We start from the raw sequence: 20279 nt of genomic DNA on the forward strand, positions 1-20279 counted from the left end.
CGCAATCGGGCCATCCATCCCGACGAGCCAGAGGAAGCCGCCAGATGAAGCCACTTACCCGAACCGCGCTGGTCTCTGTCGCCGCCCTTGCCGCCGCCGCCCCGGCGCTGGCGGTGTCCGGCGAGGAGGTGCTGGAGAACGCCTGCGCCGCCTGCCATGTCAAGCACGAGGACGGCCGATGGGAGCGCATCGACGCCGCCCGCAAGACCCCCGAGGGCTGGGACATGACCGTGACCCGGATGATGCGCAACCACGGCGTCGCGCTGGAGCCGGCGGAACGTGCCGCCGTGGTGCGCTACCTGTCCGACACGCGCGGCCTGACCCTGGCGGAAACCGCCGAGCGCCGCTACATCCTGGAGCGCGAGCCGGTGGCCTTCGACGAAGGCCCGGACACGCTGATGACCCAGACCTGCGGCCGCTGCCATTCCTATGCCCGCGTCGCCCTGCAGCGCCGCGCGCCCGAGGACTGGAAGCACCTGGTCAACTTCCACCTGGGCCAGTTCCCGACGCTGGAATATCAGGCGCTGGCCCGGGACCGCGACTGGTGGGGCATCGCCCAGGCCGAGATCATCCCCTTCCTTGCCAAAAGCTATCCGCTGGGCGAAGCGCCGGCCGCCTTTGCCGGCGATGCTTCGGGCGATTACGTGCTGGCCGGACGGCAGCCGGGACGCGGCGACTATACCGGCCGGCTGACGCTGAAGAAGGCGGGCGAGGATTACGAGGTGACCATGACTCTCGACTTCGCCGATGGCAGCCGGAGCTTTGCCGGCAGCGGCCGCATCTTGGGGGCCGGCGAATGGCGGGCGACGCTCAGCGACGGCGAGACCACCATCCGCCAAGTGTTGGCCTTCGAGGACGGCCGCTTCTCGGGCCGCTGGTATCATGCCGACAGCGACGTGATCGGCGGGCGGCTGGCGGCGGTGAAATCCGATGCCGCGCCGCAGGTTCTGGCGACGGCCCCCGCGCGGCTGAAGATCGGCGAGGAAACCCGGGTCCGCGTCGCCGGCACCGGCCTTGGCGATGAACTGGTGCTGCCCGAGGGCGTCGCCGGCCGCGTCGAAAGCGCCGCGGACGGCGTGACGGTGCTGAAGCTGACCGCCAGCGGCGCGCCCGGCCCGGTCAGCCTGGATCTGGGCGGGCAGAAGGTCGAACTGGTGGCCTATGACCGGCCCGACCGCATCAGCATCGTGCCCGACCTGACCATCGCCCGCATCGGCGGCAATGGCGGCCCGATCCCCAAGGTGCCGGCGCAGTTCGAGGCGATGGGCTGGCTGAACGGCCCCGACGGCCAGGCCGGCACCGGGGACGACATCGCCCTGGGCGCCTTCCCGGCCAGCTGGGCCACCGACAATTTCGACGAGGAGGCGGAAAAGATGCAGGACGCGAAATATGCGGGCTCCATCGACGACACGGGGCTGTTCACGCCCTCCGATGCCGGGCCGAATCCGGACCGCCCGATGCAGACCAACAATGCCGGCAATCTGAAGGTCGTCGCCACCGTCGATGCCGAAGGCGGGCCGCTGAGTGCCGAGGCGCATCTTTACGCCACGGTGCAGCGCTTCGTCGATGCGCCGATCCGGTGACGCCATGGGAGCCCTGACCCTGATCCGCCACAATGCCCACCGCGTCGATGTCGACGGCCATGCCATGCTGATGCATGTGCCGACGACCAGCCTGTTCGAGCTCGACGGCGTGGCGCGCGACGTCTACGACCTGTTCCGCCGCTCGTCCGCCGTCGATCCCGATGTGATGCGCGCCGAGCTGGGCGCGCATCACGCCCCCGACACCCTGGCCGACTGCCTGCAAAGTTTCCTGGCGCTCGACATCCTGCGCGACGCCGAGACGCCCGAGATGCCGCGCCCCATCGCGAAGGTCGAGGAGATCCCGCTGTCCACGATCATCCTGAACGTGAACACCGGCTGCAACCTGGCCTGCACCTATTGCTACAAGGAAGACCTGACCACCCCCGCCAAGGGCCAGAAAATGGGCTTTCAGACGGCGCGCGCCAGTTTCGAGCTGCTGCTGAAACAGGCCCATGCCCGCGACCGGGTGAACGTGGTGTTCTTCGGCGGCGAGCCGCTGTCGAACATGACCCTGATCCGCGAGGTGGTGGCCTATGCCCTGCCGCGCGCGGCGGAACTCGGCAAGACGGTCGATTTCTCGCTGACCACCAATGCGACGCTCTTGACGCCGGAACTGGTGGACTGGTTCGACGCGCATCGCTTCGCGCTGACGGTCAGCATGGACGGCCCCAAGGCGCTGCATGACGCAAACCGCAAGACCGTTGGCGGCAAGGGCACCTATGACCTGGTGGCGCGCAATGTGCGGATGCTGCTCGCGCGCTATCGCTCGCGCCCGGTGGGCGTGCGGGTGACGCTGACGCGGGGCGTGACCGACGTCATCGGCATCCACGACCACCTGAAGAACGAGCTGGGCTTTCACGAGGTCGGCTTCGGTCCGGCGACCTCGGGGCCGATCGCGGTCTTCAACCTGGACGATGCGGCGCTGAAATCCGCCTTCGAGGACATGAAGACCCTGGGCCGGCGCTATGTCGAGGCCGCCTGCCGGGGCGAGAACATCGGCTTTTCCAACATGCACCAGCTTCTGACCGATATCGCCCAGGGCACCAAGAAGGCGGTGCCCTGCGGCGCGGGCCTGGGGATGCTGGCGGTGGACAAGGAGGGCGAGCTGCACCTCTGCCACCGCTTCGTCGGCTCGAACCAGCCGACCTATGGCAATGTCGAAACCGGCATCGACATCCCCAAGCTCGCCGGCTTCATCGAGACCGCACAGGACCGCAGCGCCTTCGGCTGCAAGACCTGCCGCATCCGCAGTATCTGCGCCGGCGGCTGCTATCACGAAAGCTATGCCCGGCAAGGCGATCCCTTCGCGCCGGTCTGGCATTACTGCGACCTGATGCGGGACTGGGTCGATTTCGGCATCGAATCCTATGTCCGCATCATGCAGGCCAACCCGTCCTTCTTCCGCAGCCAGTTAGAGCCCCGGATCACCCGGTCCGGCCCAGCAAGGGAGGTTCTCCAATGAAACATCTGACGCCCGCCAACGCCAAGGCCAAGGCCTTTGTCGAAGCCGAGGCCGAGGGCCGCGAGGAGGAGGTCGTGGCGATGAATTCGCTGGTCGGCTGCACCACCTCCTTCGACCCCGGCTGGGAGGTGGACGCCTTCGGCGCCGTCTCGAACCTGTGCCAGCCGATGGAGGCGGACCTGTACGGCTGCGCCGATCCCTGCTGGTGGCCGGCGCAGGTCGCCGACACGCTGAACACCTATCCGAACTGGAGCGCCGGCGCCGACGACGTCATGCAGGACTGGCGCAAGCTGCAATCGGTGTTTCCGGAAACGAAAGGCTCGTCCTGATGCGCACATCGCTTTTGCTCCTGGCCTCCGCCGCCGCGCTGCTGGCCGGCCCTGCGCTGGCGCGCGATTACATCCTGGCCCCGGCGCGGCCGAACAAGCTGGTCGTCGTCGATACCGAGAAAATGGCGGTCGAGAAGGTGATCGAGATCGACGACGCCGGCCCCACGCCCATGGTGCCGATGGTCGCGCCGGGCGGCAAGATCGCCTATGCCACGGTCAACAAGTCCGAAAGCCTGGTCAAGATCGACCTGCTGACCGGCGAGACGCTGGGCCGCATCGACCTGTCCACCCCCGAGGAGCGGGTGAAAAGCCTGTTCGGCGCCGCGCTGTCCCCCGATGGCAAGACGCTGGCCATCTATGAAAGTCCGGTAAAGCTGGCGCTGACGCATTTCGAGGTCCAGCCCACCCGCATCGCGCTTTACGACGCCGAGACGCTGACGCGGCGCAAGGATTTCGAGGCGCCGCGCCAGGTCACCATGCTGGCCTGGGCCCGCGACGGCTCGAAGCTTTACGGGCTGGGCCGCAACCTGCATGTGATGGACCCCGAGACCGGCACGCTGCTCGAGGACAAGCCGATCCAGAGCTGGGAATCCGAAACCTATGCCCAGCCCGACGTGCTGGCGGTCTGGAACCAGCACGAAAGCTCGGGGGTGATGGCGACGCCTTTCTATACCGCGCGCAAGGATATCGACCCGGCCGATCCGACCGCCTATCGCACCGGGCTGCTGACCATGGATCTGGCGACCGGCGAGATGGCGATGCGCGAGGTGCGCATCATGGACGTGTTCTATTTCTCGACCGCGGTGAACCCGGCCAAGACCCGTGCCTTCGGCGCCTATAACGTGCTGGAAAGTTTCGATCTGGAAAGGAACGCCTCGATCCGGCGGGTGCCGCTGCCGCACAGCTATTATTCGGTGAACGTCTCGACCGACGGCAGCACGGTCTGGCTGGGCGGCGCGCTTGGCGACCTTGCCGCCTATGACGCCGAAACGCTGGAGAAGAAGGGCCAGGTCGACCTGCCCGGCAACGCCTCGATGTCGCTGGCCTCGGTGCGGCTGTTCACGCGGGACGAATGACATGCTGCGGGTGGGGGTGATCGACAGCGGCCCCGGCCCCGAGGATCAGGCCGACGCCGCCCGCGCCTTCATGGCCGACGGCGCGGCCATCGCGGCCGGGCCCGACCGGCTGGGCCACGGCACCGCCGTCGCCGCGATCATCCGCCGCGCCTGTCCGGGCGCGGCGATCATCCATGCCCAGGTCTTCGACGCGCGGCCGCTGACCAGCGCGCTGCGCGTCGCCGCCGCGCTGCGCTGGTTCGGTGCCATGGACGCGGCGCGGCGGCCCGATGTCATCTGCATGAGCCTGGGGCTGAGCGCCGACCGGGCGCCGCTGCGCCGAGCCTGCGAGGCGCTGGTGGCGGGCGGGGCGGTGCTGGTCGCGGCGCATCCGGCCCGCGGCGCGCCCTGCTTTCCGGCCGCCTATCCCGGCGTCATCGCCGCCACCGGCGATGCCCGCTGCGGCTGGCAGGATCTGTCGCAGCTTGGCCCGGCGCTGTTCGGCGCCTGGTGCAACTCGCCCGAGCACGCCCCGCCCGGCATGGGCGGTGCCAGCCTTGGCGCGGCCCGCGTCGCCGGCCATCTGGCGGCGATCATGACGGGGGCGGGCCGGCTGGACGGACCGGCCGCCATCGCGGCGCTGGCGGCACGCGCGCTCCATCACGGGCCGGAACGGAAAAGCGGCCATGGATAGGCTGGCGGCACGGATGGCCCGGCTGATCTTCGGCGCCGAAGCGGCGGGCTGGCTGGCGCCGGTGATGGCGCGGGCGCTGCCCTCGGGGCTGGTGGTTCTGGCGGCATCGCTTGCCGCAGCGGCGCTGGGGCTGGCGATGCCGATGCTGACCCGGCAGGTGATCGACGCCGGCATCATGGCGCGGGACATGGGCGCGCTGATCTTCTGGGCCGGGCTGGCCTTTGCGCTCGGCCTTTGCGCGGTGGGTTTCGGGATGGTGAACGCCATGCTGCACCTGCGCGCCTCGGCCCGGATGCTGGCCGACCTGCGCGGCCGGCTGTTCGGCGCGGCACTGGCACGCGACCCTGACCGTCCCGACCTGCCCTTGGGTGAGGCGATGGCGCGGCTCGACGGCGATTGCGCCGAGATCCAGGGCTTCGCCTTCGACACCGCCCTGGTCGCGGTCGGCGCGCTGTTCCGGCTGGCCGGCGGGCTGGTCCTGATGATCGCGCTGGACTGGCGCATGGCGCTTTTGCCGCTGCTGGCGGCGCCGTTCGAGCTGTGGTTCCTGTCCCGCGCCCGACCCCGGACCCGCGCGCTGGCCGAGGAGGTGCGCAGCCAGCGCGGGGCGCTGTCCGCGCAGATGGCCGAGACGCTGTCGGCCCGCGCCACCCTGCGCGGCCTGGGGGCGCTGGACCAGCGCGAGGCCGGCTTCGGCGCCGCACAGCAGGCGCAGATCGCCGGGCTAACCCGCCAGCGGCTCTGGTCCGAGACGGTGGGCGCGGTCAGCCAGACCATCACCGCCATCCTGCGCGGCTCCATTCTGTTGGTCGGCGGCTGGCAGGTGGTGCGCGGCGAATGGCAGATCGGCACGCTGGTCGCCTTCCTGGCCTATGCCGGGATGATGTCGGGGCCGCTGCGCAACCTGCTGGGCCTTTACCACGCGCAGGCCCGGGCGCGGGTGGCGGCGGACCGGCTGGGCGCGGTGATCGCCTCGGCCCGCCCGGACGCCGGCGCCGAGCCGCCCGCGGCGCCGCTGGCCATCGCCCTGCGCGAGGCCCGCGCCGAGGGTGCCGCGCATCATCCGGTGACGGCCGCGATCCTGCCCGGCCAGCGCGTGCTGCTGGACGGGCCGTCGGGGATCGGCAAGTCGCGGCTGATGGCCGTGCTGACCCGCGACGCGCCGCTGGCCGAGGGATCGGCCCGGCTTGCGGGCGCCGAGGTCGCGCATCTGCGGCCGCTGGCGCTGGCCGCGCGCATCACTCACCTGGCGCAGCGCCCGGCGATTCTGCGCGGCACGCTGGCCGAAAACCTGCGCCTTGCCGCGCCGGATGCGGATGAGGCGGCGCTGTGGCAGGCGCTGGAGGCCGCCGACCTGGCCGGCTGGGCGCGGGCCGCGGCGGGACTGGCCACGCCCATCGGCGAGACGGGGGCCAATCTCTCGGGCGGGCTGCGCCAGCGCATCGCCATCGCCCGCGCGTTGCTGCGCCCGGCCGAGGTGCTGGTCTTCGACGAGGCCTTCTCGGAAATCGACGACGCCGCCTGCCGGCGCATCCTGGCCGCGATCGAGGCGCGGCGCGGCGAAGCCACGCGCATCTTCATCGCCCATAGCGGCCCGGCGCGCGAGGGCCGCTTCGATCAGCGGATCACGCTGACCTCCTCGGCGCCCATCTTCCTCAGCTCGCGCGGCGAGGCGCCGTACCAGCGCGAAAAGGCCCGCGAAAACGCCGTCTGATCGGAATAGCCCAGAAGCAGCGCGATCTCGCCGAACAGCCGGTCGCTGCGCACCAGCAGCGCGAAGCCATGGGCGCGGCGGCATTCCTCGAGGATCTCGTGAAAGGGCTGGCCTTCGGCGGCCAGCGCCCGGCGCAGCGACCGCTCGGACATGCCGAGCTGCGCGGCGATATGGCCCTGGTTGACCAGCCCGCGCTCCATTTGCGCCAGGATCAGCTCATGCACCCGCTGCGCGACCGGGGTCTGCCGGCGCAGCTCGATCAGCGCCGAATCCAGCCGCTTGACGCTTTCCGCCGCATCCCCCTGCGGCTCGGCCCGCAGCCGGTGGGCCAGCACCTCGGCGCGGAAGGTGATGCGGTTCTCGTCCTGGCCGAAACGCGGCGCGCGGCCCAGGTGGCGGGCCAGCGCCCGCAGATCGCGGTCCGGCTCATGCTCGAAACACAGGTCCTGGATCGCCTCGCGCGGGACGCCGTAGCGGTCGCAGATGCCGCGGATCAGACCCAGCGTCAGCTCGGCATCCGAGCGGCGCGGCCAGATCCGCGGGTCGAGTACGCGATAGGAGACATGCGCCTCGTCCCCGGTCACCTCCAGCGAGACGGTGCTGTTCGATTGCAGCACCGGAAAGCCGCGGGCAAAGGTGCGCAGCGCCTCGCCCAGGGTGCGGCGCGGCGCAACGGCCTCGCCCAGGGTGCCGATGCTGGTCAGGCGGATGGCCTCGCCCGAGCGCCACCATTGCAGGCTGTCGGTGCTGGTGGCGCGTTCCCGCTCCAACCGGCCGACGAAGGTTTCCAGCGGCATCGGCGGCTCGGCCGCCGCAAGGACGGGCTCGGCCTCCGGCCCCAGAAGCATCGATGCGACGGCTCCGCGAATCCATGACGTCTGCATGGCATTTCCCGTGGCTGCGCCGGGTCGGCCGCTGTCTCGCGCCTTGGCCCGGCAATTCCCTGTTGCGACAAACTGTAGCACAGCCGCGCCGCGATCCCCAAGAAACCCGCGATGGGACCGCGGAGCAGGGAAATTGTCCTGAAACCTTTGCAAATGCGTCATTTTTGTCAGGGATCGCGGCAGATCGCGGCCGGGGGCAATCTGACATTTCCGGCCAGATTTCCGCGCCGCTGCGACGATTGGCCGGATTTGGCAAGAATCGCGCCGCCGGCCTGGTCCAGGATCGCGCCCAGGTTCCGGGAGGGGTAAGATGACCGAATACAGACTGCTGATCGACGGAAAGCTGGTCGCGGGCGACATGACCATGGCGGTTGTGAACCCCGCCAACGAACAGGTGCTGGCCGAGGCGCCGCGCGCCTCGCGGGCGCAACTCGACGCGGCGGTGGCGGCGGCCAGAACCGCGTTTCCAGGCTGGGCCGCCCGCCCGATCGAGGAGCGCCGCGCCCTGATCCTGCAGATCGCCGAGGCGCTTGACGCCCGGGCCGAGGAATTCGCCCGACTGCTGACGCAAGAGCAGGGCAAGCCGCTGCCCGAGGCCCAGGCCGAGATCCTGTATACCTGCGCCTTCATCCGCCACCTGGCGGGCTACGACCTGCCGGTGAAGGTGATCGAGGACAATGACAGCCGGCTGGTGCGGCAGTTCCGCAAGCCGCTGGGCGTGGTGGGCGCGATCATCCCCTGGAACTTCCCGGTGCTGATCGTGGCCTTCAAGCTGCCGCTGGCGCTGCTGGCCGGCAACACCATGGTGGTCAAGCCCGCGCCGACCACGCCGCTGACCACGCTGAAACTGGGCGAGATCATCGCCGGGATCCTGCCGCCGGGCGTGGTCAACATCGTCACCGACCAGAACGATCTGGGCGCGGCGCTGACCGCGCATCCCGATGTCGCCAAGATCTCCTTCACCGGTTCGACCGCGACCGGGCAGAAGATCATGGCCAGCGCGGCATCCACCATCAAGCGGCTGACGCTGGAACTGGGCGGCAACGACGCGGCCATCGTGCTGCCGGGCGCCGACCCCGCCAAGGTCGCGCCGGGGCTGTTCGCCGGCGCCTTCATGAATGCCGGGCAGGTCTGTCTGGCGATCAAGCGCGCCTATGTGCACGACTCGATCTACGAGGATGTCTGCGCCCGCCTGGCCGCGCTGGCCGAGGCCGCCGTGGTGGGCGACGGCTTGCAGCAGGGCACCACCATCGGCCCGCTGCAGAACCGCATGCAGTTCGAAAAGGTCAGGGGCTTCCTCGACTCGGCCCGCGCCGATGGCCGCATCCTGGCCGGCGGCGAGGTGTCCGAGGGGCCGGGCTTTTTCATCCGCCCGACCATCGTCGCCGATGTCAGGGACGGCGACCGCATCGTGGACGAGGAGCAGTTCGGCCCGATCCTGCCGGTGATCCGCTTCGAGGATGTCGAATCGGCGGTGGCCAGCGCCAACCGGCTGGACCTCGGTCTGGGCGGCTCGGTCTGGGGCGAGGATCGCGCCCTGGCCCGCAGCGTCGCCGAGCGCATGGAAAGCGGCACGGTCTGGATCAACAAGCACCTGGATTTCGGGCCGAACATGCCTTTCGGCGGCGCCAAGCAATCCGGCCTCGGCGTCGAATTCGCCGAGGAGGGGCTGCATGAATTCACCCAGATCCGCATCGTGAACGAGGCGCGCTGAGCGGCGGCGGGGCCGCCTGCGCGCGCGCCCCGCCTATTCCCGCGTCGGGTCCAGCCGCAACAGGCGCAGCGCGTTCAGCGTCACCAGCACCGTGGCGCCGGTATCGGCCAGGATGGCGATCCACAGCCCGGTGATCCCCAGGACCGAGGTGACCAGGAACACGCCCTTCAGCCCCAGCGCGATGGCGACGTTCTGGCGGATATTCGCCATGGTGGCGCGGGCCAGCCGGATCAGCGCGGCGATATCCGTGACCCGGTCGCGCAGGATCGCCGCGTCGGCCGTCTCCAGCGCCACGTCGGTGCCCGAGCCCATCGCCACGCCGATGCTGGCCTGTTTCAGCGCCGGGGCATCGTTGATGCCGTCGCCCACCATCATCACCCCGCCCCGGGCGGCCAGGTCGCGGATTGCGGCCAGCTTGTCCTCGGGCAGCATGCCGGCCCGCCAATCGGTGCCCAGGGGACCGGCGATGGCGGCGGCGCTGCGCGGGTTGTCCCCGGTCAGGATCAGCGGCGCGATGTCCAGCGCCCGGATCTGGCGGATCGCCTCGGCGGCGTCGGCGCGGGGTTCGTCGCGCAGGGTGATCAGGCCAAGCGCCTGCCGGTCGTAAAGCACGGCGACGGTCAGGCCTTGTTCCTCCAGCGCCCGGATGCGGGCGGTCTCGGCAGCGCCCAGCACCCCGGCCGCCTCGGCATGGCCGGGACTGGCGACGGTCAGGGTCCGGCCGGCAACCACCGCCTCGACGCCTTTGCCGGGGATGGCGCGGGCCTGGCTGGCCTGCGGCAGGGGCAGGGGCAGGGCTTCGGCCCGGCGCAGGATCGCCTGCGCCAGCGGATGGCTCGAGGCGCTTTCGACCGCGGCGGCCAGCGCCAGCACCTCCTCCTCCTCGGCCGCGGCCAGGGCCACGATGCCGGTCACCTCGGGGCGGCCGACGGTCAGCGTGCCGGTCTTGTCGAAGCCCAGGCTCTGCACCCGCGCCGCCGCTTCCAGTGCCGCGCCGCCCTTCAGCAGCAGGCCGCGCCGCGCGCCGCTGGACAGCGCCGAGGCGATGGCCGCCGGCACCGAGATCACCAGCGCGCAGGGGCAGCCGATCAGCAACAGCGCGAGGCCGCGATAGATCCAGGTGCCCCAGGGCTCGCCGGCCAGAAGCGGCGGCAGCAGCATGACCAGCGCCGCGAGCAGCACCACCGCGGGCATGTACCAGCGGCTGAAGCGGTCGATGAAGCGCTCGGTCGGGGCACGCGCCTCCTCGGCCTCCTCGACCAGGCGGATGATGCGGGCGATGGTGTTGTCGGCGCCGGCGCGGGTCACGCGGATGCGCAGCGCCGCCTCGGCATTGACGGTGCCGGCAAGGACCGGATCGCCCGGGCCGCGGGTGACGGGCAGGCTTTCGCCGGTCACCGGGCTTTCGTCGATGCCGCCCAGCCCCTCGGCGATCTCGCCATCGGCGGGGATGCGCGCCCCGGGCCGCACCAGCACCGGATCGCCGGGCCGCAGCCGGCCGGCGGGGATCTCGCGGAGGCGCTCGCCCTCGATCAGCAGGGCGGTCTGCGGCACCAGCCGGGCCAGCGCCCGGATGCCGTCGCGGGCGCGGTTGGCGGCGAACCCTTCCAGAAGCTCGCCCAGGGCGAACAGGAAGACCACCAGCGCCGCCTCCTCGGCCGCGCCGATGGCCAGGGCGCCGATGGCGGCGATGGTCATCAGGCTTTCGATGGTGAAGGGCTGGCCCATGCGCAGGGCCTGCGCCGCCCGCCAGGCCACCGGTGCCGTGCCGATCAGGCAGGCCAGCACGAAGGCCCATCGCCCGGCCGCTGCCGGCCCCCACAGCGTGACCGCCCAGGCCAGGGCCAGCAGCGCGCCGGTGCCCAGGACCAGCCGCCCCCGGACCGTTTCGTACCAGCGCGGCGACGGTTCCGGCTGGGCGTGGGCATGATCGCCGCCGCAGCAGGCGTCGCGGATCGGAAGGGTGTCCCCGGCCGGCACGGCAATGCCGTAGCCCAGCCGGCGCACCACCGTCTCGATATCCTGCGCCCTGGTCGGCCCGGGCTGCAGGGTCAGGGACAGGCGTTCGGCCATCAGGCCGACATTGACCTGTTCCACGCCATCGAGCCGAGCCACGGCATCGGTCAGCTTGCGCGCGCAGCCCGCGCAATCCATGCCGGTCACCCGCCATTCCAGCCGTTCCGTCATCTCATTTCCCTTCGATTGCCTTCTTCGATTCGGGAAGATAGGATCTCTAGTCGCTAGAGCTTCAAGGGTCATTTCATGCTGAGTATCGGAAAACTGAGCCGGGCGACCGGGGTGAAGGTGCCGACCATCCGCTATTACGAACAGATCGGCCTGCTGCCCGAGGCCGAGCGCAGCAGCGGCAACCAGCGGCTTTACGGGCGCCGCACGCAAGAGCGGCTGGCCTTCATCCGCCACGCCCGCGAACTGGGCTTCGCGCTGGAGGATATCCGCGAATTGCTGGCCTTGTCCGACAATCCCGACCGGTCCTGCGCCGCCGCCGACCGCATCGCCGGGCGACAGCTTGCCGCCGTGAACGCCCGCCTGCGCCGGCTCGAGGCGCTGCGCGACGAATTGGAACGGATGCTGGCGCATTGCTCCTCGGGGCGGATCGCCGATTGCCGGGTGATCGAGGTGCTGGGCAACCACGCGCTTTGCGGCCATGAACATGCCACCGGCGACGATCTGACCGCGTAAGGGCCGGTTCAGGCGGCGGGGCAGGGCAGGGTTGATGCGGCGTTCCGGCTGCTGCTATTCTGCCGGCAAGGGCAAACCACAATAACATGCCATGCACGGCAGGATGGGCAGATGATGACGATCCCGAAATTGCGCGCCGGCGCCCTGCTGGCCGCGGCGCTGCTGGTTCTGGCCGGCTGTTCCTTCCGCCGGCACAGCGAGCTGGAATGCATGGAGCGGGCGATGTATTTCGAGGCCAACCGCTCGAGCCGCGACGGGCTGGTGGCGGTCGGCAGCGTGGTGATGAATCGCGTCCGTTCGGATCAGTACCCGAACACCGTCTGCGGCGTCGTGGGTCAGAAGCGGCAATTCGCGCCGGGGGTGATGACGCGGCGCATGGACAGGGTTCCGCCCCAGGTCCGCGAGGCGGCGCGGTCGGTCCTGCGCGGCGAGCGCCACCCGCTGATCGGCAATGCCATGTTCTTCCACACCGCCGGGCACAGATTCCCCTATGACAACATGCATTACGTCCTGGTCGCGGGCGGCAATGCCTTCTACGAGAAGCGGAAAAGCCATCTGGTGACGCAATCGGTTCCGCCGCGGCCCATCGAGGCGATGACCCGATAAGGCAGCGGTTTCCGGGCTCCGGGCCGCCCCGGCCTGTTCCTGCCGGAAAGGGGATTGGCGCTGTCCTGCCCCATCTTCCCGCCGTCACCGTCGATCGCGCCGACGGAAAGGCACCCCGGATAGCAAGCGGCACCGCGCCGGTCGCGAGCAGCCAGCGCATGGCTTATTCTTCCGTTTCACCTTCCGATCCGGTCGATGGCCCCGGGCGCGTCCCGGCCGCCCCCGCCGACCTGCCGGCGCCGACGGTGCCGCAGCGGCGGTTCACCCTGTCAGCTGCCAGGCGCGCTGCAGGTCGGCCATGAACTGCGCCCTTTCCCGGTCCCGCGCTTCGGCATCGCGGATACGCAGCAACAGCGAGGGATGGATCGTCGCGATCAGCGGTGTGCCGCCCTCGATCTCGCGGATGGCGCCGCGCAGCGAGGCGATAGTGGCCGGCCGGCCCAGCAGGCTGCGCAGCGCGGACGCCCCCATCGCCACCAGCACCGCCGGCGCGACCAGCTTGAGTTCCTGGCCCAGCCACCATCTGCAGCGGTCGATCTCGCCGGCATTCGGGCTGCGGTGCAGGCGCCGCTTGCCGCGCGGCTCGAACTTGAAATGCTTGACGGCATTGGTGACGAAGATCCGGTCGCGGGGAATGCCGGCCTCGGCCAGCACCTGGTCGAACAGCCGCCCGGCCGGGCCGACAAAGGGCCGCCCCGCCAGATCTTCCTTGTCGCCGGGTTGTTCGCCGACCACCATCATCCGCGCCTGCTGGTGTCCCTCGCCCGGCACCACCTGCGTCGCGTTTCGATAGAGCGGGCAGCGCGTGCAGGCGGTCTCGGCCTCGGCCAGCGCGCCGAGCGAGTCCGCCACGACCTCTGCATCCGACATTGGCCTTTCCCTCCCAAGCGCTTCGGGCCTGCACCGGATCAACCGGCATGGCGGCGGGATGTTCCCGCCGGCCCGTGGCACCGGGTCAACGCCGCCCCGGTAGAGGCCATCACCGGCACCCCGCGGCCGGCCGCCGCCACCTGGCGCGGCGGCGTGCTTGCGGCGGCTGGTCTGGCGATCCCCGGCGCCATGCCGGACCGCCCGCAGCAGGGTGCGCCGGGGCATGGACGGGCCTGCACGATCCGGCCCGTCCCGACCGTTCTGACCCCCGGGGCCAGGCAGCCGAACAAGGGCCTTTCGGGCTGGATCCCGCCCCGCCTCGTGCCGCCCCGCATGCCGCCCGGCGCGCACTGATCCGGCCAAATGCCGGCAGGGATTTGAACTTTTCCCGCGGGACTGTATACTGACCGCCTCGAAATCGGGGCCTTGCCCCATTCCATGCAACAGGGTCGCGACAGACCCGCGGAGGTGACCGGCATCCAGCGCCGGTCGGTTTCGCCCCCCCTTGCGCCGCCTTGCGCCGGCGCGCTGACAATCCGGAGATATCGTTTAATGGGCAGATTTCTTGCTTCGACCTCGCTTGCCTTTTTCACACTGGCCGCACCCGCGCTGGCGGAGGAGGAGGAATGCGGCAGCATCACCGTGGCCGAGATGAACTGGGCCTCGGCCGGGCTGGCGGCCTGGGTCGACAAGATCATCCTCGAGGAAGGCTATGGCTGCGACGTGGCCTTGGTGGTGGGCGATACCATGCCGACCTTCGCCTCGATGAACGAAAAGGCCGAGCCGGACATGGCGCCCGAGCTTTGGGTCAATGCCGTCAAGGAGCCGCTCGACCAGGCGGTGGCCGAGGGGCGCATCGTCATTGCCTCGAAGATCCTGTCCGATGGCGGCGTCGAGGGCATCTGGGTGCCGACCTGGCTGGCCGAAGAGCACGACATCCGCACGCTCAAGGACGCGCTGGAACACCCCGAGCTGTTCCCCGGCGCCGAGGATGACAGCAAGGGCGCCTGGTTCGGCTGCCCTTCGGGCTGGGCCTGCCAGGCCATCAACCGCAACCAGTTCCTGGGTTCGGGCGCCAAGGAAAAGGGCTTCGAGCTGGTCGATTCCGGCTCGGCCGCGGCGCTGGACGGTTCGATCGCGCGGGCCTTCAACCGCAAAGAGGGCTGGCTGGGCTATTACTGGGCGCCGACGGCCATCCTGGGCCAGTATGACATGACCCGGCTGGATCTCGAGGCCGGGTTCGACCGCGAACGCTGGGATGAATGCATGGTCAAGCCCGATTGCGCCGATCCGCAGGTGACGGAATGGCCGGTCTCGGATGTCTATACCGCCGTGACGAAGGAATTCGCCGACAAGGCCGGCGTGGCCATGGACTATGTCGAGACCCGGGCCTGGAGCAACGAGACGGTGAACGCCATGCTGGCCTGGATGGCCGAGAACCAGGCCAGCAACGAGGACGCCGCCTATGAATTCCTCGAAACCCGCGAGGATGTCTGGACCGAGTGGGTTCCCGCCGAGGTGGCCGAGAAGGTCAAGGCGGCGCTGTAAGCCGCGCCATCGCGCCTGACGGGCAAGGTCGCGGGTCGCGGCCTTGCCCCTTTCCATTTCCAAAGGACGAAAGACATGGACCTGATCCGCTTCCCGGAAATGAGCCGCGGCAGCCTGCGCGCCATGCGCCAGACCGTCGACGGCGCCTTCCGCGACTTCACCCGCGCCTGGGGCGACACGCTCGAGGCGCTGTTCGCGCCCCTGCAAAGCCTGCTGACCTTCATCGAGAACCTGCTGATCCGCTCGCCCTGGGTGGCGGTGCTGGCGGTGCTGGCGGTGGCGATCTGGCTGGCCAGCCGCAGCTGGAGGATCGCGCTGGGAGCGGTTCTGGCGCTGCTGGTCGTCGGCTATTTCGGCATGTGGGAGGACACGATGCGCACCATCGCCATGGTTGCGGTCTGCACCCTGGTCGCGGTGGTGCTGGGCATTCCCGTCGGCATCCTGATGGCACAGTCGAACCGCATGAACGGGCTGGTGACGCCGATCCTCGACATGATGCAGACCATGCCGAGCTTCGTCTACCTGATCCCGGTGGTGATGATCTTCGGCCTGGGCAAGGTGCCGGGGGTGATCGCGGTGGTGATCTATGCCATCCCGCCGGTGATCCGGCTGACCAATCTGGGCATCCGGCAGGTGGCGCCCGACGTGCTGGAGGCGGCCGAGGCTTTCGGCTCGTCCAGCTGGCAGAAGCTGCGCGAGGTGCAGCTGCCGCTGGCGCTGCCGACGATCATGGCCGGGGTGAACCAGACCATCATGATGAGCCTCGCCATGGTCGTGGTCGCCTCGATGATCGGGGTGCGCGGCCTGGGCCAGCCGGTGCTGCAGGCGATCAACCAGCAATATTTCACCATGGGGGTGATGAACGGGCTGGCCATCGTCGCCATCGCCATCATCATGGACCGCACCACGCAAGCCTATGGCAAGCGGCTGCAAAAGCACGCGGAGGCCGGCAAATGACCGAAGCAGGCAAGCACGACATCGAGATCCGCGACCTCTACAAGATCTTCGGCCCCGAGGCCGCGCGCCATGTCGAGGCGGTCAAGGCCGGGCTGGGCAAGGCCGAGCTGAACGACCGGCACAATCACGTCCTGGGCCTGCAGGACATCAACCTGACCATCCCGCATGGCCGGATCACCGTGATCATGGGGCTGTCGGGCTCGGGCAAATCGACGCTGATCCGCCACATCAACGGGCTGATCCGGCCGACGGCGGGGCAGGTGCTGTATGACGGGCAGGACGTGGTGACGATGACGCCGGCGCAGCTGCGCGATTTCCGGCGGCAGAAGACGGCGATGGTGTTCCAGAAATTCGCGCTGCTGCCGCATCGCACGGTGCTGCGCAATGCCGCCTATGGGCTGAACGTCCGGGGCATCGCCGAGGCCGAGGACCGCGCCCGGCACTGGATCGGCCGCGTCGGCCTGCAGGGCTACGAGGACTATTATCCCCGCCAGCTTTCCGGCGGCATGCAGCAGCGCGTCGGGCTGGCGCGGGCGCTGACCAACGATGCCGAGATCCTGCTGATGGACGAGGCCTTCTCGGCGCTGGACCCGCTGATCCGCATGGACATGCAGGCGATCCTGCTGGAATTGCAGCAGGAGCTGCGCAAGACCATCATCTTCATCACCCATGACCTCGACGAGGCGCTGCGGCTGGGCGACAAGATCGCCATCCTGCGCGACGGCGCCATGGAGCAGGTCGGCACCGGCCAGGACATCGTGCTGCGCCCGGCCAACGACTACATCGCCGAATTCGTGCGCGAGGTGAACCGCGGCCGCATCATCGAGGCGCAGACCATCGCCGCGCCCGCCGCCGAGGGGGGCGAGCTGCCGGGCTTCACGGTCAAGGCGCGCTCGAAGCTGGACCTGGTGGCGCGCCGCATGACCAAGGCCGGCATGTCCGAGGCGCAGGTCCGCGACGCGGATGGCGGGCTGGTCGGGACCATCGACCTCCCGGCGATCCTGGACGCCATGGTCAACCCGGCCGACGCCGCCAGCGAGGACTGAACGCGGCCTTGCTGCCGGCCTCGGCCGGGGCGCGGCGGTCACGGCCGGCCGCGCAAGGCCACGACCACGCGATCCGCCATCCGGGCGCAGCGCGCGCCGTCGAAGGGAAAGACCGCGTCGAAGCCGCCGCGCAGCCGGACCTCCAGCGCCCGGCGCAACTGCCGCCGGGCGCGGAACAGCCGGGTGCGCACGGTGATCGGGTTCAGCCCCAGATCATGGGCGATGGCCAGCACCGGCTGGCCCTCGACCTCGTGCAGCAGGAAGGGCAGCCGCAACTCGGGCGGCAGGCGGGCCAGCGTCTCCTCCAGCAGGGCGCGGACCTGGTGGCGGGCCACGTCGGTCTCAGCGGTTTCGGCGCCGGGAAAGGCCAGCACATCGGCCGAGGCGGCAAGGTCGTCGTTCACCGGGGCATGGTCCCTGTCGGGGCGCGGGCGGCGGGCCTGCATCCGCGCGGCATTGATGGCGATGCGGCTGATCCAGGTGGAAAACCGCGCCTCGCCGCGAAAGCTGTCCAGATGGGTGAAGGCGGCCAGATAGGCGTCCTGCACCGCTTCCTCGGCCTCGGCGTCCGAGGGCAGGATGCCGCGGGCGATGCGAAACAGCCGCGGGTTCATGCGGCGCACCAGCTCGCGGATGGCGGCCTCGTCCCCGGCCCGGGCCGCCGCGACCAGCTGCCAGTCCGGGTCGTCCGGCGCGGCGGCCAGCGGGCGGGCGCGGATCATGCCGCGCCCTCCGCCTCGACCCGGCCGGCGGCCAGGATGGCGTCGACCGGGGGAAATGCCGCCAGCACCTCGGGCATCAGATCCTCGCTGTCCGGAGCCGGGCCTTCCCAGCCGGGATCGCCGGGCCGGCCCACCACGATCCGCCCGACCATCGCCGCCATCTCGTGCGGCTGGCAGTAATGGTCATAGACGCCGGGCAGGGTCAGGGTGATCTGGAAAGCTTGATCCGGCAACAGCAAACCGCTGTCCCACGGCCGCGCCGCCGCCGGAATCCGGCGCTGGCGATCGAAAAGCGCCGGGTGATAGGCGGTGCTGGTATGGCTGTTGCCGGGATCGCGGTTCACGAAACGCAGGGTCGTTCCGGGCACCACCGCCAGGCCCCGGGGCGAGAACCAGACCCTTTCGCCGCGCGCGCTGCCGCGCATGGCGATCTCGATGGGCGGGCCGGCGGCGCCGGCGCCGCCTGCCAGGGCGGCCAGGCCGCCGCCCAGGGCCAGAAGATGGCGGCGCGACAGCCTCATTTCGCCAGCCGGGCGCGGGCGTCGGCGTCGTGGAACAGCACCACATGGGCATGGGGCTTTTCCACGCCCGGATGGCCGGCATTGTAATAGATATCGACGCCGGCCACGCTGTCGGTTCCGACCGCGAGCTTGTCGAAGGCCTTGCCGGCGGTCAGATCCTCGATCGGCACCATGTAGATGGTGGCCGAAAGCCGGCCGTCATGGTCGTAGCCCAGAAACGGCCCTGCCGGCAGGCTGGCCGGATCGACATAGAGCGTGCCGAGGCCGGGGATGAAATCCGGCAGGGTGACCAGGGTGCTGACCTTGGCGAAGGGGGCGGCGGGCGGTGCGGTGAGGGCGGCGTCCTGGGCCAGCGCCATGCCGGCGGCGGCCAGCGAGCCCAGCAGAACGGGGGCGATGATGCGCATGTCTTGTCCTTTCCGATCCGAGCCCGCTGGTCGGGCTCATACCGGATTGGATGCGGCATCGCGAAAAATGTTCCCCGCCATCCGGGTTTTTCTGCGGGCCGCCGGCGGGGCCGGTCAGATCGCGAAAATGTCGTCCGCCAGGCCGGCGACGGTCAGGCCCTGACCGTTGACGACGATCCGGTCGCCATCGCCGAAGTCGATGACCACGCCGGTGGCGGTCTTGCGCATGTGATCGCGGATGAAGGCGGCCGGGTTCGCATCCAGCAGCGCATCGTCGATCAGCAGCCGGTCGAGGCCGCGCTGGTAGCCGTTGATCGTATCGGCGCCGTGCCCGTCCTGGAAGACGAAGGCATCCGCCCCGGCGCCGCCGTTCAGCAGGTCATTGCCCTGGCCGCCATGCAGCGTGTCGCGGCCATCGCCGCCCAGCAGCCGGTCATTGCCGAGCTCGCCGCGCAGCCAGTCATCGCCGGCACCGCCATCCAGCAGGTCGGCGCCCAGCCCGCCCAGCATGGTGTCCTGGCCGGTGCCGCCGCGCAGCAGGTCGTTGCCGACCTCGCCCCGCAGCTGGTCGTTGCCGTCGGCACCGGCCAGGGTGTCGTTGCCGTTTCCGCCCTGCAACGTGTCATGGCCCAGCCCGCCGAACAGGGAATCGAAGCCGTCGGCGCCCAGGATGCGGTCATTGCCAGCCGCGCCGTTCAGCGTGTCGTGGCCGGCCTTGCCGTCCATCCAGTCGTTGCCGTTCCCGGCCATGGCCACGTCGTTCCGGGCCGTCAGCCGGTAATCGTCGGCGCGCGGCGTGTTCTGCGCCGGACCGGGGGTGACGAAGACCTTGCCATCGAAGTCCTCCAGCCAGTCGGCGCGGCTTTGCAGCGACAGGTCGGCGCCCGGATTGGCGACCCGCATGAAGGTGCCGGTATCGACGCGCACCGGCCCGTCGGTGTCGGCGAAGTTCTGCGTCGCCATCAGCACCTTGTATTGGCGGCCGCCAAGCTCGAGATAGCCAACCTCGAGCCCGATGCCGACGAAGGCCGCGTCGCTCAGGATGTTGGCGCGGTGGCCGGGGCTGTTCATCAGGTTCTGGTGCAGTTGCCGGATCTCGTCGCGCAGGTCGGCTTCGCCCTGGATGCTGACATAGGCGATGTTCTCGGCGGTCATCCAGGCCCCGGCCAGGTCGAAGCCCGCCGCCTCCATCCGCTCGCGCGAGGACGAGCCGTTGCGTCCGGTATGCGAAAACACGTCGGTGTTCAGCATCCAGCGGCTGTGGCCCTCGGCCGAATCGTTCAGGCGCTTTTCCAGCGCCAGGGCCGGCAGGCCCTCGGCCCGGCGCGACTGGTTGACCAGGCTGGCGAAATAGCGCTCGTGCGCGGATGCAAAGGACATGGCGGAACCTTGGGTGAAACGGTGACAGACGTTGCAACCTTATCGTGTTTCGCGGCCGCGCCCACGCCCCGCCCCGGCCGGCCGCGG

At 70.0% G+C, this 20279-nt stretch carries 19 protein-coding genes; 12 read left to right on the top strand and 7 right to left on the bottom strand.

The window, feature by feature from the left end; translation table 11 throughout:
- Positions 1-44 precede the first annotated feature (44 nt).
- Genes peaA through ACFOMP_RS01720 form a run of 6 tightly spaced genes read left to right on the top strand, consistent with a single transcriptional unit; the run spans position 45 to position 6837 of the window.
- Entirely contained in the window at positions 45-1583 is a 1539-nt protein-coding gene (gene peaA / locus ACFOMP_RS01695; RefSeq protein ID WP_379027662.1) for a quinohemoprotein amine dehydrogenase subunit alpha, read from the top strand.
- Between the two features lie 4 nt (positions 1584-1587).
- The gene (gene peaB, locus ACFOMP_RS01700; protein WP_379027663.1) at positions 1588-3045 is read left to right on the top strand and encodes a quinohemoprotein amine dehydrogenase maturation protein; all 1458 of its coding nucleotides are present in this window, start codon (positions 1588-1590) and stop codon (positions 3043-3045) included.
- Positions 3042-3374: a quinohemoprotein amine dehydrogenase subunit gamma QhpC gene (gene qhpC / locus ACFOMP_RS01705; protein WP_019353605.1), complete on the top strand. Its 333-nt coding sequence runs from the start codon at positions 3042-3044 to the stop codon at positions 3372-3374. The genes peaB and qhpC overlap by 4 nt, the downstream gene beginning before the upstream one ends.
- A complete protein-coding gene (gene peaD, locus ACFOMP_RS01710; RefSeq protein WP_379027664.1) occupies positions 3374-4450 on the top strand; it encodes a quinohemoprotein amine dehydrogenase subunit beta in 1077 nt (358 codons plus the stop codon). Before qhpC ends, peaD begins: the two co-directional genes overlap by 1 nt.
- Position 4451: 1 nt before the next feature.
- A complete protein-coding gene (gene qhpE, locus ACFOMP_RS01715; protein WP_379027665.1) occupies positions 4452-5123 on the top strand; it encodes a subtilisin-like serine protease QhpE in 672 nt (223 codons plus the stop codon).
- Complete coding sequence (locus ACFOMP_RS01720; RefSeq protein WP_379027666.1) at positions 5116-6837, top strand: ABC transporter ATP-binding protein; 1722 nt, start codon at positions 5116-5118, stop codon at positions 6835-6837. Before qhpE ends, ACFOMP_RS01720 begins: the two co-directional genes overlap by 8 nt.
- On the opposite strand, the gene qhpR is transcribed toward ACFOMP_RS01720, so the two are convergent.
- Entirely contained in the window at positions 6741-7685 is a 945-nt protein-coding gene (gene qhpR, locus ACFOMP_RS01725; RefSeq protein ID WP_289896126.1) for an AraC-like transcriptional regulator QhpR, read from the bottom strand. The two genes, ACFOMP_RS01720 and qhpR, sit on opposite strands and share 97 nt — an antisense overlap.
- Positions 7686-8031: 346 nt before the next feature.
- Here qhpR and ACFOMP_RS01730 point away from each other — a divergent pair, with 346 nt between their 5' ends.
- Positions 8032-9435 (top strand): aldehyde dehydrogenase family protein, encoded by a 1404-nt coding sequence (locus ACFOMP_RS01730; protein WP_379027667.1) that lies wholly within the window; start codon positions 8032-8034, stop codon positions 9433-9435.
- Between the two features lie 33 nt (positions 9436-9468).
- Here the strand turns inward: ACFOMP_RS01730 and ACFOMP_RS01735 are convergent, their stop codons facing one another.
- Positions 9469-11622, bottom strand: coding sequence for a heavy metal translocating P-type ATPase (locus tag ACFOMP_RS01735; protein WP_379027668.1), 2154 nt, complete (start codon positions 11620-11622; stop codon positions 9469-9471).
- Between the two features lie 75 nt (positions 11623-11697).
- Between ACFOMP_RS01735 and ACFOMP_RS01740 the strand changes: the two genes are divergently transcribed.
- Together ACFOMP_RS01740 and ACFOMP_RS01745 are read left to right on the top strand one after the other, a co-directional pair.
- Positions 11698-12135: a MerR family transcriptional regulator gene (locus ACFOMP_RS01740; RefSeq protein WP_289896123.1), complete on the top strand. Its 438-nt coding sequence runs from the start codon at positions 11698-11700 to the stop codon at positions 12133-12135.
- Between the two features lie 114 nt (positions 12136-12249).
- Positions 12250-12741, top strand: a complete 492-nt coding sequence (locus ACFOMP_RS01745; RefSeq protein ID WP_379027685.1) for a cell wall hydrolase — start codon at positions 12250-12252, stop codon at positions 12739-12741.
- A gap of 261 nt (positions 12742-13002) precedes the next feature.
- Here the strand turns inward: ACFOMP_RS01745 and ACFOMP_RS01750 are convergent, their stop codons facing one another.
- Positions 13003-13611: a UdgX family uracil-DNA binding protein gene (locus ACFOMP_RS01750; protein ID WP_379027669.1), complete on the bottom strand. Its 609-nt coding sequence runs from the start codon at positions 13609-13611 to the stop codon at positions 13003-13005.
- 552 nt (positions 13612-14163) lie between these two features.
- Between ACFOMP_RS01750 and ACFOMP_RS01755 the strand changes: the two genes are divergently transcribed.
- The 3 genes from ACFOMP_RS01755 (at position 14164) to ACFOMP_RS01765 (ending at position 17162) form a co-directional block, all read left to right on the top strand.
- On the top strand, positions 14164-15159 hold the full coding sequence (locus tag ACFOMP_RS01755; RefSeq protein WP_379027670.1) for an ABC transporter substrate-binding protein: 996 nt from the start codon (positions 14164-14166) through the stop codon (positions 15157-15159).
- Positions 15160-15234: 75 nt separating this feature from the next.
- Positions 15235-16116 carry an ABC transporter permease gene (locus ACFOMP_RS01760; protein ID WP_289896119.1) on the top strand — a complete coding sequence of 294 codons (882 nt, stop codon included), beginning with the start codon at positions 15235-15237 and terminating at the stop codon, positions 16114-16116.
- Entirely contained in the window at positions 16113-17162 is a 1050-nt protein-coding gene (locus tag ACFOMP_RS01765) for a quaternary amine ABC transporter ATP-binding protein (protein WP_379027671.1), read from the top strand. Before ACFOMP_RS01760 ends, ACFOMP_RS01765 begins: the two co-directional genes overlap by 4 nt.
- A gap of 38 nt (positions 17163-17200) precedes the next feature.
- Here ACFOMP_RS01765 and ACFOMP_RS01770 read toward each other — a convergent pair whose 3' ends face one another.
- The 4 genes from ACFOMP_RS01770 to ACFOMP_RS01785 form a co-directional block, all read right to left on the bottom strand.
- Positions 17201-17884: an RNA polymerase sigma factor gene (locus ACFOMP_RS01770; protein ID WP_379027672.1), complete on the bottom strand. Its 684-nt coding sequence runs from the start codon at positions 17882-17884 to the stop codon at positions 17201-17203.
- Positions 17881-18405 carry a cupredoxin domain-containing protein gene (locus tag ACFOMP_RS01775; RefSeq protein WP_289896116.1) on the bottom strand — a complete coding sequence of 175 codons (525 nt, stop codon included), beginning with the start codon at positions 18403-18405 and terminating at the stop codon, positions 17881-17883. Before ACFOMP_RS01775 ends, ACFOMP_RS01770 begins: the two co-directional genes overlap by 4 nt.
- Complete coding sequence (locus ACFOMP_RS01780) at positions 18402-18812, bottom strand: hypothetical protein (protein WP_289896115.1); 411 nt, start codon at positions 18810-18812, stop codon at positions 18402-18404. The genes ACFOMP_RS01775 and ACFOMP_RS01780 overlap by 4 nt, the downstream gene beginning before the upstream one ends.
- 114 nt (positions 18813-18926) lie before the next feature.
- Positions 18927-20192 carry a CAP domain-containing protein gene (locus tag ACFOMP_RS01785; protein ID WP_379027673.1) on the bottom strand — a complete coding sequence of 422 codons (1266 nt, stop codon included), beginning with the start codon at positions 20190-20192 and terminating at the stop codon, positions 18927-18929.
- Between the last annotated feature and the right edge of the window lie 87 nt (positions 20193-20279).

Origin of the sequence: Paracoccus simplex (assembly GCF_042648325.1) — a bacterium.
GTDB classification, from domain to species: domain Bacteria; phylum Pseudomonadota; class Alphaproteobacteria; order Rhodobacterales; family Rhodobacteraceae; genus Paracoccus; species Paracoccus simplex.

Bases quoted from the DNA above. Each gene is read 5' to 3' on its own strand.
- peaA (WP_379027662.1), top strand. From the start codon at position 45: ATGAAGCCACTTACCCGAACCGCGCTGGTCTCTGTCGCCGCCCTTGCC.
- peaB (WP_379027663.1), top strand. From the start codon at position 1,588: ATGGGAGCCCTGACCCTGATCCGCCACAATGCCCACCGCGTCGATGTC.
- qhpC (WP_019353605.1), top strand. From the start codon at position 3,042: ATGAAACATCTGACGCCCGCCAACGCCAAGGCCAAGGCCTTTGTCGAA.
- peaD (WP_379027664.1), top strand. From the start codon at position 3,374: ATGCGCACATCGCTTTTGCTCCTGGCCTCCGCCGCCGCGCTGCTGGCC.
- qhpE (WP_379027665.1), top strand. From the start codon at position 4,452: ATGCTGCGGGTGGGGGTGATCGACAGCGGCCCCGGCCCCGAGGATCAG.
- ACFOMP_RS01720 (WP_379027666.1), top strand. From the start codon at position 5,116: ATGGATAGGCTGGCGGCACGGATGGCCCGGCTGATCTTCGGCGCCGAA.
- qhpR (WP_289896126.1), bottom strand. From the start codon at position 7,685: ATGCTTCTGGGGCCGGAGGCCGAGCCCGTCCTTGCGGCGGCCGAGCCG.
- ACFOMP_RS01730 (WP_379027667.1), top strand. From the start codon at position 8,032: ATGACCGAATACAGACTGCTGATCGACGGAAAGCTGGTCGCGGGCGAC.
- ACFOMP_RS01735 (WP_379027668.1), bottom strand. From the start codon at position 11,622: ATGACGGAACGGCTGGAATGGCGGGTGACCGGCATGGATTGCGCGGGC.
- ACFOMP_RS01740 (WP_289896123.1), top strand. From the start codon at position 11,698: ATGCTGAGTATCGGAAAACTGAGCCGGGCGACCGGGGTGAAGGTGCCG.
- ACFOMP_RS01745 (WP_379027685.1), top strand. From the start codon at position 12,250: ATGACGATCCCGAAATTGCGCGCCGGCGCCCTGCTGGCCGCGGCGCTG.
- ACFOMP_RS01750 (WP_379027669.1), bottom strand. From the start codon at position 13,611: ATGTCGGATGCAGAGGTCGTGGCGGACTCGCTCGGCGCGCTGGCCGAG.
- ACFOMP_RS01755 (WP_379027670.1), top strand. From the start codon at position 14,164: ATGGGCAGATTTCTTGCTTCGACCTCGCTTGCCTTTTTCACACTGGCC.
- ACFOMP_RS01760 (WP_289896119.1), top strand. From the start codon at position 15,235: ATGGACCTGATCCGCTTCCCGGAAATGAGCCGCGGCAGCCTGCGCGCC.
- ACFOMP_RS01765 (WP_379027671.1), top strand. From the start codon at position 16,113: ATGACCGAAGCAGGCAAGCACGACATCGAGATCCGCGACCTCTACAAG.
- ACFOMP_RS01770 (WP_379027672.1), bottom strand. From the start codon at position 17,884: ATGATCCGCGCCCGCCCGCTGGCCGCCGCGCCGGACGACCCGGACTGG.
- ACFOMP_RS01775 (WP_289896116.1), bottom strand. From the start codon at position 18,405: ATGAGGCTGTCGCGCCGCCATCTTCTGGCCCTGGGCGGCGGCCTGGCC.
- ACFOMP_RS01780 (WP_289896115.1), bottom strand. From the start codon at position 18,812: ATGCGCATCATCGCCCCCGTTCTGCTGGGCTCGCTGGCCGCCGCCGGC.
- ACFOMP_RS01785 (WP_379027673.1), bottom strand. From the start codon at position 20,192: ATGTCCTTTGCATCCGCGCACGAGCGCTATTTCGCCAGCCTGGTCAAC.